Raw genomic sequence first — 15,773 nt, 5'->3', positions numbered from 1 at the left:
TCTCCGGAGTGGGTGGCGGGCGTTGCCGCACGCGATATTTGACCATCAGGCAAAATTTTCGCGTGAATTTTGCTTTCCGGCGTGCAAGATTGGTTTCGGGGCGGCCACCATCGGACGTTGCCGCAACGGTTTCAGGAATCAACGGCAAGTTGATCCTGCTCAACAAAATCCAGAGGGTTGGTATCAAATGAAGCGTATTGTTCTTGGTCTCCTGGCTGCCACTGCATTGTCCGTCTCGGCCTTTGCTGCGGATGACAAGCCAGCCGTCATTTACGATCTTGGCGGAAAATTCGACAAATCCTTCAATGAAGCCGCGTTCAATGGCGCCGAGAAATATACGGCTGACTCGGGCGTCAAATATCGCGAATTCGAAATCCAGAATGAGGCCCAGCGCGAGCAGGCATTGCGCAAGTTCGCATCGGATGGCAATTCGCCAATCGTGATCGCCGGCTTCTCCGCCGCCGCGGCAATCGAAAAAGTCGCGGCAGAGTTTCCGGACACCAAATTCGTCATCATCGATGCGGTCGTGGAAAAGCCCAATGTGCGCTCGGTGGTCTTCAATGACAATGAAGGCTCCTACCTCGTTGGCGTGATTGCCGCCAAATCGTCGAAAACCGGTACGGTCAGCTTCATCGGCGGTATGGATGTCCCGCTCATCCGCAATTTTGCATGCGGCTATGTCGGCGGCGTCAAGGCCACCAATCCGGAAGCCAAGGTAATCCAGAACATGACCGGCGATACTCCGGCTGCCTGGAACGATCCGGCGAAGGGTGGCGAAATTGCCAAGTCGCAGATGGACCAGGGTTCGGATGTCATCTTCGCGGCCGCGGGCGGAACGGGCATTGGCGTGCTGCAGGCCGCTGCCGACGCCGACAAGCTCGCCATCGGCGTTGATTCCAACCAGAACGGCCTGCATCCGGGCAAGGTTTTGACATCGATGCTCAAGCGCGTTGACGTCGCAACCTATAATGCCTTCAAGGACGCCGCCGACGGTAAGTTCACCGCAGGGGTCAACGTTCTTGGCGTCAAGGAAGCCGGCGTTGATTACGCCGCTGACGACAACAACGCCAAGCTGCTGACGGATGATGTCAAGAAAGCCGTGGAGTCTGCCAAGGCCGATATCATTTCCGGCAAGATCAAGGTCCATAACTACAATACGGACAATGCCTGCCCATACAAATAAGCATTGATTTTTCGATGCTCACAAGCCGCCGGTTGATTCATCCGGCGGCTTTGTCTTTCGGACTGCAGTAACATCGAGCCAGCTCAAGGAGAATAACCCATGACTGCCTTCGCCGTTCTTCTCAGTATCCTGGCCGCCATCTCGATCGGTGCGATCAGTCCTGGTCCAAGCTTTGTTCTCGTTTCCCGCATTGCGGTCGCGTCGTCGCGGACCCATGGTCTTGCTTCCGCTCTGGGCATGGGCGTTGGCGGCGCATTGTTCGCCGCGCTGGCGGTGTTGGGCCTGACGGCACTGTTGATGCAGTTCGAATGGCTGTATCTGCTGTTGAAACTGCTTGGCGGTGCCTATCTCGTCTACATCGCCATCCGCATATGGCGTGGTGCATCTGAACCTCTGGCATTGTCCGGTAGCATCGAAACGGCGAGCGGGATCAGCGTTTCCCGCGCCTTTCTGCTTGGCTTGATCACGCAGCTCAGCAATCCGAAGACATCGATCGTCTATGCCAGCATTTTCGCTGCTTTGATGCCGCCATCGCCGCCGCTGTGGCTCCTCCTTGCTCTGCCGCCTATGCTGTTCTGTGTGGAGGCTGGCTGGTATGCCGTTGTTGCCTTCGCATTCTCGGGTTCACGCGCCCGGCTGATCTATGGCCGCCTGAAGCTTTGGATCGATCGCGGTGCAGGGGCAGTCATGGGTGCGCTGGGGTTGAAGCTGATGGTCGAAGCGTTCAAGACGCGAGCTTGACCAACCGTCTCGCCATGACAACAAAACCGGCATTGTCACCGGCAAGGGCTTCAAACTTCTGCCAGCCGAGCCGCTGATAATAATCGGCCTCACTCGTGTAGAGATAAAGGTCCGAGCGGCCCTGATTGCGGGCCGCGTTTTCGGCCGCCTGGACCAAGGCTTTACCTAACCCGTTGCCCCGCATTTCGGGGATCACATAGAGACTGGCCAGCCATGGTTTCAAATGCATGTGGGTTTCGAGGTCATTATCGATCAGCAGGACCAGCCCCACAGGCAATCCGGACGTGAAGCCGACAAAAGCTTTCTGCCGGCTTGATGGATCGATAAATCCGAGAAATGCTTCGATTGTCTGTTCCCTGGTACGCCCGGCAGACTGGCCCCATTCCTGGAAATTCCAGCGCGCGCAGAGCGGCACAAGCTCTGGGTGTTTTTCCAGCGGTTCAACCCTGATCATCATCTTAATAGTGCGGTGGTTTGGTTACGGGGATATCGGGTGTCGCCTGTTCTTCAAGGACGAGAAAGCGGTCAGTCAGCGCGTCCAGCTTGCGGCGCATCGCTTCGATGACCTTCCACTGCTCGGCGACCTGACCGGAGAGCTCCTCGATGGTCTTTTCCTGCTCGGTCACCAGAATTTCGAGGCGGGTCAAACGGTCCGTATTATCGGCTGTCATTGCTCGTCTCCTCTACGTTCAGCCTTCTTCCTAGTCCGGGATCGATCCCCATTCAAGTTTGCGAGCCTTTGATGGCTGTTGAATCTTGCGTTTCTTGACTGGAAAGAAAAAAATCCCGTGTTAGGGTCAAATTTCGAAAAGACGACAAAAGCTGAACAACAGCGGATGGGGACATGGCCGAACCGGCGATTGAACTTGTTGGAATTGATAAGCGTTTTGGTGCCGTTCATGCCAATCGCGACATTCATTTGCGGGTTGAGAAGGGCACGATACACGGCATTATCGGTGAAAATGGAGCCGGAAAATCCACTTTGATGTCCATTCTCTACGGCTTCTATCAAGCCGATAATGGCGAAATCCGCATCGACGGTTCAGCTGTCAAGATTCCTGATCCCAATGCCGCGATTGCGCTCGGCATCGGCATGGTGCACCAGCATTTCATGCTGGTCGAAAACTTCACTGTGCTCGAAAACGTCATGCTCGGCGTTGAGGGTGCGCCGCTTCTGAAGAATGGCATTGCCAAAGCACGTGCCGAACTGAAGCGGCTGGAGCGGGAGTACCAGCTCGATGTTGATCCCGATGCGCTGATCGAGGAACTGCCTGTCGGGTTGCAGCAGCGTGTGGAAATCCTGAAAGCGCTCTATCGCGGCGCGGAAATCCTGGTGCTTGATGAGCCTACCGGCGTGCTGACGCCGGCGGAGGCAAACCATCTTTTCCGCATCCTTGAACAGTTGAAGGACCAAGGCAAGACGATCGTCCTCATCACACACAAGCTGCGCGAGATCATGGCGGTGACGGACAACGTTTCCGTCATGCGCCAGGGCGCCGTCGTTGCAACACGTAAAACCGAGGAAACGACGGTTGAAGAATTGGCCGAGCTGATGGTCGGCCGCCGCGTGCTTCTGCGGGTGCAGAAAGGCGAGGCGAAGCCGGGCGAGATCAAGCTTTCCGTCGAAGATCTGACCGTGCGCGACAGCCGCGGCGTGGTGATGGTGGACAATGCCTCCTTCACCGTCCGCGGCGGTGAGATCGTCGGTATTGCCGGCGTGGCCGGAAATGGCCAATCACAGCTCATCGAGACGATTGCCGGTATCCGCACTGCCGTTTCGGGCCGCGTTCTCCTCGATGGGCAACTCATCGATATTACGGGTGCGGCAGATCCCGGCGAGTTGCGCGATAGGGGCCTCGCCCATGTGCCTGAAGACCGGCATCATATGGGTCTCGTTCTGGCTTTCGAAGAATACGAAAACTCAATCCTCGGCTACCACGATGATCCGCTTTATCTCAACGGACCGTTTCTCGACCTTGATGCAATCCAGGCCGACGCGCGCAAGAAGATCGAGAAGTATGATATTCGCCCCGGTGATCCGCGACTGAAGACTGCCAATTTCTCCGGCGGCAACCAGCAGAAGATCGTCCTCGCACGCGAGATGGAGCGCGATCCCGGCGTTCTGATTATTGGCCAGCCAACCCGCGGCGTCGATGTGGGCGCAATCGAATTCATCCACCGGCGCATCATCGAAATGCGTGACGCGGGCAAGGCAGTGCTCCTCGTCTCGGTGGAGCTTGATGAAATTCGCTCGCTGTCCGACCGCATTCTGGTGATGTTCGCGGGTCGCATTGTCGGCGAACGCGACTCCGATGCCAGCGAAGGTGAGCTTGGATTGCTCATGGCCGGCGTGGAACAGCAGGAGGCGGCGGAATGACGACGCAGGCACTTGTTGTCATCGATGTGCAGAACGCCATCGACGATCCGCAATGGGGGCGGCGCGGCCAACCGGAAGCCGAGGCCGCAATCGCCAGTCTGCTTGCAGCGTGGCGTGAGCGTCGGCTGCCGGTTATCCACGTCCGGCACGATTCCACAGATCCCAAGTCTCCCTACAGGCCTGGCACCGAGGGCAACGAATTCAAGGCGGAAGTCTCGCCGCAAATGGGCGAGCCTGTCATCGATAAACGCACCAACAACGCTTTCATAGGCACAGACCTCATGGATGTTCTGGACGAGTTGCAGGTGCGCAGTCTCGTCATCACGGGCGTTCTGCTCGAAAATTCCGTCGACGCTACCGTTCGTATGGCGGCCAATCTTGGCTTTGAGGTGATCGTTGCGGAGGATGCCGTCGCCAGCATCGATCGCAAGGATCGTCGCGGCAAGCATTGGGCGGCCGAGGATGTGCATGCCTTGGCGCTTTCCATTCTCGATGGCGAATATGCCCGTATCTCAACCTCTGCAGCCATTATCGAGACCTTACCATGAGCCAGCCTTTTGCCAAATTGCCTGCCTGGGCCGATTATGGTCTCCTGCCTCTGATCAACCTGATCGTGGCCTTTCTCGTGGCCGGTCTTGTCGTTCTGCTCGTCGGTGAAAGCCCGATCGATGCAGCCATCCTGATGGTGAAAGGTGCGTTCGGTTCGGGAGATGGTGTCGGTTACACGCTCTTTTATGCGACGAATTTCATCTTCACCGGTCTATGTGTCGCGGTCGCCTTTCATTGCGGCCTGTTTAATATTGGTGGCGAGGGTCAGGCCTACATCGGCGGCCTGGGTGTTGCGCTCATCGGGCTTGGACTTGGCAATGTCCTGCCCTGGTGGCTGGCATTTCCGCTGGCAATCATTGCGTCGGCAATTTTCGGTGCCCTGTGGGCACTGATACCGGCCTGGCTGCAGGCCAAGCGCGGATCGCACGTCGTCATCACCACCATTATGTTCAACTTCATTGCCGCCAGCATCATGGTCTATCTTCTGGTCGGTCCGCTCAAAACGATGGGCAGTCAAGCGCCGGAAACCCGCGTCTTCGGTGAAGGCGGGCAACTGCCTGGCCTTGGCTGGTTGCTTAATGTGGTGGGCCTGAATATGCGCTCGGCGCCGCTCAACATCAGTTTCCTACTGGCGTTGCTGGCGGCATTTCTGGTGTGGGTGCTGATCTGGCGAACCAAGCTCGGTTACGAAATCCGCACCATGGGGTTTAGCCCCAAGGCCGCCCGCTACGCTGGCATCAGTGAACTGCGGATTATCATCATCACCATGATGATTTCAGGCGCGCTGGCGGGAATGATGGCGCTTAACCCGATCATGGGCGCGCAACACCGTGTCCAGCTGGATTTCGTCGCGGGCGCTGGATTCGTCGGGATCGCAGTCGCGTTGATGGGCAGGTCCCATCCAGCGGGCATCGTGCTTGCCGCCATCCTTTTCGGCATGCTCTATCAGGGTGGCGCCGAAATAGCATTCGACATGCCGAACATCTCGCGCGACATGATCGTTATCATCCAGGGTCTGGTCATTCTGTTTGCCGGCGCGCTGGAGCACATGTTCCGGCCCTCGCTGCAGCGCATTTTCCAACGGTTTGGCCGCGCCAAACGCGAGCCAGCGCCTGCCGTCATCGCGGGAGGAGGCCAATAATGGAATCGTTCACCACGATCCTTCAGCTGTTCGATTCGACAATCCGGCTCTCTGCTCCCCTGCTGCTCGCCTGCTTGGCTGGCCTGTACTCCGAGCGCGCCGGCATCTTCGACATCGGCCTTGAGGGCAAGATGCTGGCGGGCGCCTTCGCGGCCGGTGCGGCCGCAACCTGGTTCGGTTCGGCCCATCTGGCACTGCTCGCTGCCGTTCTTGTATCCGTAGCGCTCGGGCTCGTACACGGGTTTGCCTCGATCACCCATCGCGGCAACCAGATCGTCTCCGGGGTTGCGATCAACTTCATCGCTGCAGGTACGACTGTCATCCTTGGTCAGGCGTGGTTCAGCCAGGGCGGGCGGACGCCGTCGCTGCCCAACGCGGCGCGCTTCAATCCGATCAACCTTCCGGGCGCAAGCGCATTGAAGGACGTGCCAATCATCGGCCCGATCTATTTCGAATTGATCTCCGGCCATTCGATTCTCGTTTACCTGGCCTTTGCCATGGTGCCTTTCACCTGGTGGGCGCTTTACCGCACGCGTTTTGGCCTGCGCCTGCGCGCCGTAGGCGAAAATCCTGCGGCTGTGGATACGGCCGGCGTCTCGGTGCCATGGCTGCGTTATCGCGCGGTGATCTGTTGCGGTGTCCTGTGCGGCGTGGCCGGCGCCTATCTGGCGACAGCCCAGGGCGCAGGCTTCGTCAAGGATATGACTGCGGGCAAGGGCTACATAGCACTTGCGGCGCTGATCTTCGCTAAGTGGCGTCCGGTGCAGGCAATGTTCGCCTGCCTGCTCTTTGGCTTTCTCGATGCGGTGGCGATACGCATGCAGGGGCATCCGCTGCCTCTCATCGGCGAGGTACCCGTGCAATTCATGCAGGCCTTGCCCTATATCCTTACCGTCGTCCTCCTGGCTGGGTTCATTGGCAAGGCCATTCCCCCGAAGGCAGGCGGCGTTGCCTATGTGAAGGAAAGATAGAAATGAGCAAGGACCTGTTTGATGCGGCCTTCGCGGCAATGCAGAAAACGCATTCGCCCTATTCCCAGTTTCCCGTGGGAGCGGCCATTCGTACAAGCGACGGGCGCATCTTCTCCGGCTGCAACATCGAGGTTATTTCGTATCCGGAAGGCTGGTGTGCCGAAACGACGGCGTTGTCGCATTTCGTCATGGGCGGTGGCGGCACAATTACCGAAATCGCAGTAGTCGCCGAAAAGAAAGCCAAATGCACACCCTGCGGCGGATGCCGCCAGCGCCTGGCAGAATTTGCCGGGCCTGACGCACTCCTGCATCTTTGCGACAATGACGGCATCGTCGAAACATTGACCATGAAGGATATATTCCCCTACGGCTTCGAGGCGGAAGTGCTCGGCAAGGGTGCCGCATGATCGCGCCTGCCACAGGAACACTGATACAAAAGCTGAATGGGCTTGCGCCGCGCGTTGCGCTGGTTCTCGGGTCTGGCCTGGGTTCGCTGGTCGATGCGGTGGAGAATGCTGTCCGCATCCCCTATGCCGACCTTCCGGGCTTCCCGCACAGCGGCGTTTCCGGCCATGCGGGCGAGGTCGTCGCTGGCTACCTTTCCGGCAAACCGGTGCTGATGCTGGCCGGTCGTGCCCACTATTATGAAAAGGGCGATGCTGCGGTCATGCGTCCGGTCATCGCGGCGCTGGCTGACCTTGGCATCGAGATGCTGATCCTCACCAATGCCGCCGGTTCGGTGCGCCACGATCTGGCTCCGGGCAGCGTCATGCTGATTGATGATCATATCAATTATTCCGGTCTCAATCCGCTGATTGGCGAGCCGTCCGACCGGCGCTTCGTCGGCATGACCACTGCCTATGACACCAAGCTGAAGGATGCTCTCGTCATCGCTGCGGACGAAGTCGGCGAAAAGGTGTCACCCGGTGTTTACATGTGGTTTTCGGGACCTTCATTCGAAACGCCGGCCGAAATTCGCATGGCGCGCACGCTGGGTGCCGACGCGGTCGGCATGTCGACAGTGCCGGAGGTCATCCTGGCGCGTTTCTTTGGGCTGCGCGTAGCTGCTTGCTCGGTCATCACCAATTACGGGGCGGGCATGACCGGTGCAGAGCTCTCGCACGACGAAACCAAGGACGTCGCACCGAAGGGGGGCGCACGCCTGCAGAAAATCATCCGGGCGCTGGTGCGGGAGATCGGCTAAGCGATGTTGTTGCCGCAGGAAATCATCCGACGCAAACGCGACGGTCACACGCTGGATGCCGCGGACATAACCGCGTTCGTCAATGCCATGAGCTCGGGCGCGATCACTGACGGTCAGATTGCCGCATTCGCGATGGCAGTCTATTTCAATGGCATGAAGCGCGACGAGGCAGTAGCCCTGACGCTCGCCATGCGCGACTCCGGCGATATTCTCGATTGGTCCGACTTGCCTGGTCCTGCGGTCGACAAGCATTCGACCGGCGGTGTGGGCGATAATGTCTCACTAATGCTTGCGCCGATCGCGGCCGCCTGCGGGGCATACGTGCCAATGATATCGGGTCGCGGGCTCGGCCACACGGGCGGTACGCTCGACAAGATGGATTCCATCCCGGGCTATCGCAGCCAGCCGGACAATGCGTTGTTTCGCAAAGTGGTACGCGAGGTTGGTTGCGCCATCATTGGTCAGACGGCGAATCTCGCCCCTGCGGACAAGCGCTTTTATTCCATTCGTGATGTGACCGCGACGGTAGAGTCCATCCCGCTGATCACTGCTTCGATCCTGTCGAAGAAACTGTCGGCGGGTCTCAATGCGCTTGTTCTGGATGTGAAGTCGGGTAACGGCGCATTCATGGCCAGAAACCGCGATGCAGTCGCCCTGGCGGAGAGCATTGTGGCAGTCGCTCAAGGCGCGGGTTTGACGACCACTGCGTTGTTGACCGACATGAACGAGCCTCTGGCTTTGGCCGCCGGCAATGCGGTTGAGGTCAAGAACGCGGTCGATTTCCTGACTGGCGACAAGCGCGACGTCCGTCTTGAAGCGGTCACATTGGCGCTGGTCGCCGAAATGCTGGTATCGGCCAAGCTCGCGTCAAACCACAAGGCAGCGCTGGAAAAGGCACGTGACGCGCTCCATAGTGGCAAGGCTGCCGAGACATTCGGGCGTATGGTGGCAGGGCTTGGCGGGCCCACGGATTTTGTCTCCCGCGCCGGCCATCATCTGCCAACCGCCCCGGTCATCCACGAAGTGAAAGCACCGCAGACCGGGCATGTCGCTTCGGTCGATACGCGTGCGATTGGCGTTGCGATAGTCACACTGGGCGGCGGCCGCATACGCCCGCAAGATCCGATCGATCATGCGGTAGGTGTAACCGCCCTTCAGCCGATTGGTGCCAGAATGGAGGAGGGTGAGCCGATTGCTCTCGTCCACGCCCGCAGCCACGATGACGCCGTGGCGGCGGTACAGGTCATCGAAGCGGCCTATGGATTTTCTGAGCGCAAACCACGCACTATCAACCCGGTATTTCGCCGAATCGGAGCTTAATTACTGCGCAGTATGGTCGGGCTCGCCTATTTCGTTCCGTACATGCGGTCTCCCGCATCGCCAAGACCCGGGACAATATAGCCCTTCTCATTCAAATGATCATCGATTGCCGCAGTGAAGACCTGAACGTCCGGGTGCGCCTTGGTGAAGCGTTCGATACCTTCCGGTGCCGCGAGGAGGCAAAGAAAGCGGATATTGCTCGCGCCGCGATCCTTCAGCTTCTGGATTGCCGCAATGGCCGAATTGGCAGTTGCCAGCATCGGGTCAACGACGATAATAAGCCGGTTGACGATATCTTCCGGTGCTTTGAAGTAATATTCAACCGGCAGCAATGTTTCATGATCGCGGTAAAGGCCGATATGGGCGACGCGCGCCGCCGGCACGAGATCAAGCATGCCTTCGAGCAAGCCATTGCCAGCGCGCAGGATTGAGGCGAAGACCAGCTTCTTTCCCTCGATCACTGGCGCATCCATCTCCATCAAAGGCGTCTGTATCCGGATGTTGGTCAGTTGCAGGTCGCGGGTCACCTCATAACAGAGCAGCAGCGAGATTTCCTTGAGCAAACGCCGGAATCCTGCCGTCGACGTGTCCTTGTCGCGCATGATTGTAAGCTTGTGCTGGACAAGCGGATGGGAAACGATGGTCACGCCCATGGGAAACCCCCTTCATTCAAAATCGACAAGACCTTAGCTGCTGGACAACGATCCCGCAAAGAGCTCATCTGCCACACGCACAGTTTTGTCCGGATAAAGACGTTCGAGCAGCGCTGTTCGCGTCGCTTCGTCGACGAACGCGGCCTTGAGCGCAGTGTGCGTTACCGCTTTGAGCATTTCGTCATCATAACCGAAATAAGTCGCCGCGATTTCATACTCTTGCGCAAGGTCGGTATGAAAGTAGGGCGGGTCGTCGGAGTTAAGCGTCATCGGCACGCCGGCCCTCGCAAGATTGGCGAACGGATGCGCTGCAAAATCGCCATAGACGCTGAGCGCAATGTTCGATCCGGGGCAGCACTCGAGCAGGATCTGCTCATCCGCCAGCCGCCTGACGAGATCGGGGTTCTCTATGGCACGAACACCGTGGCCTATACGCGAAGGCTTGAGCGCATCGAGCGCATCAGACACACTTTTCCAGCCCGACAGTTCGCCGGCATGCACCGTAATGCCAAGTCCCGCATCGCGCGCCAGTTCGAAGGCAGCGGAGAAATCCTTTGGGTTATGCATCCTCTCATCTCCCGCCATGCCGAAGCCGGTGACCAGTGGATGAGGGTTTTCCACGATATACCTTGCAGCCGCCATGACAGCCTCGGGTCCCTTGTGACGCAGGCCCGTCGCGATCAGCCGGCCCTCTATGCCAGTCGCTGCTTTGGCGCGGCGCATGCCCTCGGCAAGGCCCTCAATATAGGCTCGCGGGTCAAGCCCGGCGCTGATGGCATGATCCGTCGAGATGAACAGTTCCGAATAAATCGCGTCCTGCCGGCTTAATGACAGGAGATAGTCCTCGGCAAGGTCGGCATAGTCCTCTTCGGTGCGGAACAGCATGGATGCCTGATCATAGGCATGGAGGAACGACGTGAAGTCATGCCAAACGAATTTCCCGCCTTGAATGATTGCGGAAACGTCCGCGCCATATTTGGCGGCCTTTTTCTCGACCAGGCGAGGTGAGGCGGCCCCTTCGACATGGCAATGCAATTCGGCTTTCAAAACCATTCCGGCGATCCCAACGTGACAAAACAAACAAAATAACCGACGCGGCGCTTGATCGCGCTACAGGACAATAGCCTTATGTGTTTCAATCTTCTATGGTTCGCCGCAACAGAAATCAGCAGGTAAGACAATGAACCAGCAACGCACCGGTGCCCATGGCGGCATGGAAACATCCTTCGGCTTTCAGGATGTCGGCGATGGGGAAAAGCAGGCGCGCGTCAACGACGTCTTCCACCGTGTCGCCAAGCGTTATGACGTGATGAATGATCTAATGTCTGGCGGGCTGCATCGCGTTTGGAAGGATTCGATGATCGCCTGGCTCTCGCCATCGAAGACGGCCAATTGGAAGGTACTTGATGTTGCTGGCGGTACCGGCGACATCGCCTTCAGGATCATTGAGGCGTCAAACCGCAATGCCCACGCGACCGTGCTCGACATCAACGGTTCAATGCTTGGTGTCGGCCGTGATCGCGCCGAAAAGAAAGGCCTTGCCGACAATACCGAATTCGTTGAGGCCAATGCCGAGGAACTTCCTTTCGCGGACGCGAGTTTTGACGCCTACACAATTGCTTTCGGCATCCGCAACGTGCCGCATATCGATCGTGCCTTGTCGGAAGCGTTTCGTGTTCTGAAGCCGGGCGGTCGGTTCCTCTGCCTAGAGTTCTCCGAGGTGGAATTGCCCATCCTCGACAAGGTCTATGATGCCTGGTCGTTCAATGCCATTCCCAAGATTGGCAAGGCCGTGACCGGCGATGCCGACAGCTATCAATATCTGGTCGAATCGATCCGCAAGTTTCCGCGCCAGGCCGATTTCGCCGAGATGATCCGCAAGGCCGGCTTCGAGCGGGTGAGCTGGCGGAATTTTAGCGGCGGTATCGCCGCGCTGCATTCCGGCTGGAGGCTGTGAAGCCTGAATGAGTAAGGTTGCAGCAACATTTCGCCTTATGCGGGCCGGATGGATCATGACTCGCGAAGGCGTCATATCCGCGCTACCGGCCGAGGGGTTGAGCGGTCTTCCCGCCTTTGGTCACCGTATCGCCGGGCTCCTGGCCCGTCGCCGCGCCATGACCGCGCGGCGCTCCGAACGCATGTCGCGCGCCATCAACAAGCTCGGACCGTCCTACGTCAAGCTCGGCCAGTTCCTGGCAACCCGGCCCGATGTGGTTGGCACCGAAGTTGCCGATGACCTGGCGCTCCTGCAGGACCAGCTCGATTTCTTTCCGATGGAAGCGTCGGTCAAGGCGATTGAGGGCTCGCTGGGGCGCGCACTTCTCGATCTATATGTAAGCTTTGACGAACCAATCGCAGCGGCATCGATTGCGCAGGTCCACCCTGCTTTTGTCAGGAGCAATGGCGAGATCAAGAAGGTCGCGGTCAAGGTGGTGCGGCCTGGCGTGCGTCAGCGCTTCAACAACGATCTTGAGAGTTTCTTCCTGGTGGCAAAATGGCAGGAGCGCTATGTGCCCGCCACGCGCCGCCTGCGGCCGATTGAAGTTACGCGCACCCTGGCGCAGACAACGCGCATCGAGATGGATCTGCGCCTCGAAGCCGCTGCCCTTTCGGAAATCGGCGAGAACACCAAGGACGATCCGGGCTTTCGCGTCCCTATGGTCGACTGGGAGCGCACTGGCCGGGATGTCCTGACGCTCGAATGGATCGACGGCGTGAAAATGTCGGACATAGAGGGCCTGCGTGCGGCGGGACACAACCTGATCAAACTCGCCGAAACGCTCATCCAGTCCTTCCTGCGCCACACGTTGCGCGATGGCTTCTTCCATGCCGACATGCATCCCGGCAACCTCTTCGTCGATTCCGAAGGCCATATTGTTGCAGTGGATTTCGGCATTACCGGACGCCTCGGCAAGAAGGAACGGCGGTTCCTCGCCGAGATACTGTATGGCTTCATCACGCGTGACTATGCGCGCGTCGCCGAAGTTCATTTCGAGGCTGGCTACGTGCCGCACCACCATGACGTATCAAGCTTTGCCCAGGCGATCCGCGCCATCGGCGAGCCGATCCATGGTCAGCCTGCCGAAACCATTTCCATGGCGAAACTGCTGACATTGCTGTTCGAAGTCACCGAACTCTTCGATATGGAGACGCGGCCGGAACTGGTCATGCTGCAGAAAACCATGGTGGTGGTGGAGGGTGTTTCACGCACGCTCGATGCGCATTTCAACATGTGGAAGGCCTCGGAGCCGGTGGTTGGCGGCTGGATACGCCGTAATCTCGGCCCTCAGGGTATCCTCATCGATGCCCGCGACGGCGCTCATGCGGTCCTCCATTTGGCGCGCCAGGCGCCCGAACTGGTGGCACGCGCCGATCGCCTGTCACAGGAGCTTGATCTGATGGCGGAAAACGGCCTCCGTTTCGATGAGCAGACGGCCAAGGCCATCGGCAAAGCCGAGGCGCGCCACACACGGTCCGGTCGCGTGGCCCTTTGGGTGATTGCAATTTGTCTTGTTGTCATCACCTACAAGCTTGTTGCTTGAAGACTTGAGTGCTCATGTGATAGCAATGATTGCAATTTGCGGCAATTCTCTGTGAAAGTGCAATCAAATGGCCAGCATCACGATTCGTAACCTTGATGACGCCACCAAGGAAAAGCTGCGCCTGCGGGCAGCGGCGCATGGCCGTTCCATGGAAGAAGAAGTTCGGCTGCTTCTTGCCGGACTTGGCGATGTCGTGCCTGTGCAGACAGGTTCGACGCCAGCGCCCACGTCACGGCCAGTTGGATCCGGATCCCTCTCTGGCCGAAGGGTTCTCCTGATCATCGGTGGTGGTATCGCCGCCTATAAATGTCTTGACCTCATTCGGCGGCTGCGTGAACGCGGCGCCCGTGTGCGGCCGATCCTGACCAAGGCAGCCGAAGAGTTCGTCACGCCGCTTGCCGTTGGCGCCATCGCCGCCGATAAGGTCTTCACCGAGCTGTTCTCGCGGGAGGACGAACATGATGTCGGCCATATCCGCTTGTCACGCGAAGCCGATTTGGTCGTTGTCGCTCCTGCGACGGCTGATCTTATGGCGAAAATGGCCAACGGGCTTGCCAACGACCTTGCATCCGCGGTGCTGATGGCGACTGACAAGCGCGTGTTGATTGCACCGGCAATGAACCCCAGAATGTGGGACTACCCGGCGACGAAACGCAACCGCGCGACGTTGGAAAAGGATGGCATTCGATTTGTTGGGCCAAGCAGGGGTGAGATGGCGGAGAGTGGTGAAAGCGGAACAGGCCGTATGGCAGAGCCGCTGGAGATTGTTGCTGAGATCGAAAATCTCCTTGACCACAGGCCGAAACCTCTTGCCGGCAAGACCATCGTCATGACCTCGGGCCCAACCCATGAGGCCATCGATCCGGTGCGTTACATCGCCAATCGTTCGTCAGGGAAACAGGGCCATGCCATTGCCGCCGCATTGGTCAGGCTTGGTGCAACGGTACGGCTCGTGTCTGGGCCTGTGACCATCCCCGATCCTGAAGGCGTCGACGTCATCCATGTCGAATCGGCGTGTGAGATGCGCGACGCGGTGGAGCAGTTGCTGCCTGCCGATGCTGCCGTCATGGTCGCTGCCGTTGCCGATTGGCGCACCGCAAACGAGGCTGGCGAAAAGATCAAGAAGCAGCCGGGCAAGAAGGCTCCGGCGCTGCAAATGGTTGAAAATCCCGATATCCTTGCTGGGGTCGGGCATAGCACGTTGCGACCACGCCTTGTGGTTGGCTTTGCCGCCGAAACACAGGATCTATTGGCCAATGCCCGCAAAAAGCTTGACAAGAAAGGCGCTGACTGGATCGTTGCCAACGATGTCAGCCACGCGACAGGCGTCATGGGCGGGGATCGCAATGCCGTGCGCATCGTCACCCGCTCCGGGGTCGAGGAGTGGCCGGACATGAGTAAGGACGAGGTTGCCGAACGTCTGGCGTCAAAGATTGCAGAAGCTTTGCAGACGGTCGATGTCTAGTTTGAAGCCGACCGTTGTGACCACGGAGTGCCATTCATGATTCCCATCCTTGAGACCGAACGCCTTATTCTGCGCCCTCATAATCGCGAGGACTTTGAATCGGTTCATGCCATGTGGCAGCGTCCCGAGATCTATATGCAGATCACCGGAAAGCCATCCACCCGCGAACAGTCATGGGCGCGTCTCTTGCGCTATGCTGGACTGTGGCCTCTCATCGGATACGGCTTCTGGGCTGTGGAGGAAAGGGCAAGCAGGCAATTTGTCGGCGAGCTTGGCTTTGCCAATTTCGAGCGCCAGATCGATCCGCCGTTCGGGGACGCTCCTGAGATGGGCTGGGTTCTCTCGCCGGAAGTGCACGGCATGGGCTTTGGAAGTGAGGCCTTGTCCAAGGTCGTGGCTTGGGGCGACGCATTCTTCAAGCATGATCGGGCGCTCTGCATCATATCTCCGGAAAACGCAGCATCCCAGCGGATCGCTAAAAAGAATGGTTTTCGGAAGATCGCCGAAACGACCTATACGGAAGAGCCGGTCTGGATGTTCGAGAGGCGTTTTCGACGTTAGCAGCTAGGTAGCGGCCGGCAGATAATGCCGGCCAATACCCTTATGTAAGAAATATCTTACGCAATA

The 15,773-nt window shown here is 58.5% G+C and carries 17 protein-coding genes; 13 read left to right on the top strand and 4 right to left on the bottom strand.

Features of this window, described 5'->3' with window-relative positions; translation table 11 throughout:
• The first annotated feature begins 187 nt into the window (after positions 1-187).
• Both CU102_RS20815 and CU102_RS20810 read left to right on the top strand, forming a co-directional pair.
• Positions 188-1,183 carry a BMP family lipoprotein gene (locus CU102_RS20815; RefSeq protein WP_106713020.1) on the top strand — a complete coding sequence of 332 codons (996 nt, stop codon included), beginning with the start codon at positions 188-190 and terminating at the stop codon, positions 1,181-1,183.
• 99 nt (positions 1,184-1,282) lie between these two features.
• Positions 1,283-1,924: a LysE family translocator gene (locus CU102_RS20810; protein WP_106713019.1), complete on the top strand. Its 642-nt coding sequence runs from the start codon at positions 1,283-1,285 to the stop codon at positions 1,922-1,924.
• Here the strand turns inward: CU102_RS20810 and CU102_RS20805 are convergent.
• A complete protein-coding gene (locus CU102_RS20805) occupies positions 1,908-2,381 on the bottom strand; it encodes a GNAT family N-acetyltransferase (protein WP_106713018.1) in 474 nt (157 codons plus the stop codon). The genes CU102_RS20810 and CU102_RS20805 overlap by 17 nt on opposite strands.
• 1 nt (position 2,382) lies before the next feature.
• On the bottom strand, positions 2,383-2,595 hold the full coding sequence (locus CU102_RS20800) for a SlyX family protein (RefSeq protein WP_106713017.1): 213 nt from the start codon (positions 2,593-2,595) through the stop codon (positions 2,383-2,385).
• Positions 2,596-2,768: 173 nt separating this feature from the next.
• Here CU102_RS20800 and CU102_RS20795 point away from each other — a divergent pair, with 173 nt between their 5' ends.
• The 7 genes from CU102_RS20795 to deoA are packed head-to-tail and all read left to right on the top strand — an operon-like array spanning position 2,769 to position 9,486.
• Positions 2,769-4,301, top strand: a complete 1,533-nt coding sequence (locus tag CU102_RS20795; protein WP_106713016.1) for an ABC transporter ATP-binding protein — start codon at positions 2,769-2,771, stop codon at positions 4,299-4,301.
• Positions 4,298-4,849 (top strand): cysteine hydrolase family protein, encoded by a 552-nt coding sequence (locus CU102_RS20790; protein ID WP_106713015.1) that lies wholly within the window; start codon positions 4,298-4,300, stop codon positions 4,847-4,849. Before CU102_RS20795 ends, CU102_RS20790 begins: the two co-directional genes overlap by 4 nt.
• Positions 4,846-5,991 carry an ABC transporter permease gene (locus tag CU102_RS20785; protein ID WP_245425455.1) on the top strand — a complete coding sequence of 382 codons (1,146 nt, stop codon included), beginning with the start codon at positions 4,846-4,848 and terminating at the stop codon, positions 5,989-5,991. The genes CU102_RS20790 and CU102_RS20785 overlap by 4 nt, the downstream gene beginning before the upstream one ends.
• Entirely contained in the window at positions 5,991-6,962 is a 972-nt protein-coding gene (locus CU102_RS20780; RefSeq protein ID WP_106713014.1) for an ABC transporter permease, read from the top strand. Before CU102_RS20785 ends, CU102_RS20780 begins: the two co-directional genes overlap by 1 nt.
• A gap of 2 nt (positions 6,963-6,964) precedes the next feature.
• Positions 6,965-7,369: a cytidine deaminase gene (locus CU102_RS20775; protein WP_106713013.1), complete on the top strand. Its 405-nt coding sequence runs from the start codon at positions 6,965-6,967 to the stop codon at positions 7,367-7,369.
• Entirely contained in the window at positions 7,366-8,166 is an 801-nt protein-coding gene (locus CU102_RS20770) for a purine-nucleoside phosphorylase (protein WP_106713012.1), read from the top strand. Before CU102_RS20775 ends, CU102_RS20770 begins: the two co-directional genes overlap by 4 nt.
• 6 nt (positions 8,167-8,172) lie before the next feature.
• Entirely contained in the window at positions 8,173-9,486 is a 1,314-nt protein-coding gene (gene deoA / locus CU102_RS20765; RefSeq protein WP_166648508.1) for a thymidine phosphorylase, read from the top strand.
• 26 nt (positions 9,487-9,512) lie between these two features.
• Here deoA and upp read toward each other — a convergent pair whose 3' ends face one another.
• Positions 9,513-10,139: a uracil phosphoribosyltransferase gene (gene upp / locus CU102_RS20760; RefSeq protein WP_106713010.1), complete on the bottom strand. Its 627-nt coding sequence runs from the start codon at positions 10,137-10,139 to the stop codon at positions 9,513-9,515.
• Positions 10,140-10,172: 33 nt separating this feature from the next.
• The gene (locus CU102_RS20755; RefSeq protein WP_106713009.1) at positions 10,173-11,192 is read right to left on the bottom strand and encodes an adenosine deaminase; all 1,020 of its coding nucleotides are present in this window, start codon (positions 11,190-11,192) and stop codon (positions 10,173-10,175) included.
• A 127-nt stretch (positions 11,193-11,319) separates the two neighbouring features.
• On the opposite strand from CU102_RS20755, the gene ubiE reads away from it, so the two are divergent.
• The 4 genes from ubiE to CU102_RS20735 all read left to right on the top strand — a co-directional run bounded on the left by ubiE (position 11,320) and on the right by CU102_RS20735 (position 15,707).
• Positions 11,320-12,096 (top strand): bifunctional demethylmenaquinone methyltransferase/2-methoxy-6-polyprenyl-1,4-benzoquinol methylase UbiE, encoded by a 777-nt coding sequence (gene ubiE / locus CU102_RS20750; RefSeq protein ID WP_106713008.1) that lies wholly within the window; start codon positions 11,320-11,322, stop codon positions 12,094-12,096.
• A 7-nt stretch (positions 12,097-12,103) separates the two neighbouring features.
• Positions 12,104-13,681 (top strand): 2-polyprenylphenol 6-hydroxylase, encoded by a 1,578-nt coding sequence (ubiB, locus tag CU102_RS20745; RefSeq protein WP_106713007.1) that lies wholly within the window; start codon positions 12,104-12,106, stop codon positions 13,679-13,681.
• A gap of 67 nt (positions 13,682-13,748) precedes the next feature.
• Positions 13,749-15,146 carry a bifunctional phosphopantothenoylcysteine decarboxylase/phosphopantothenate--cysteine ligase CoaBC gene (coaBC, locus tag CU102_RS20740; protein WP_245425453.1) on the top strand — a complete coding sequence of 466 codons (1,398 nt, stop codon included), beginning with the start codon at positions 13,749-13,751 and terminating at the stop codon, positions 15,144-15,146.
• A gap of 36 nt (positions 15,147-15,182) precedes the next feature.
• Positions 15,183-15,707, top strand: a complete 525-nt coding sequence (locus CU102_RS20735; RefSeq protein WP_106713006.1) for a GNAT family N-acetyltransferase — start codon at positions 15,183-15,185, stop codon at positions 15,705-15,707.
• Positions 15,708-15,773: the final 66 nt, after the last annotated feature.

It is taken from the genome of Phyllobacterium brassicacearum, assembly GCF_003010955.1.
GTDB lineage: Bacteria > Pseudomonadota > Alphaproteobacteria > Rhizobiales > Rhizobiaceae > Phyllobacterium > Phyllobacterium brassicacearum.
Note: the sequence above shows the minus strand (reverse complement) of the source record. Positions and strands in the feature narration are given on the sequence as shown.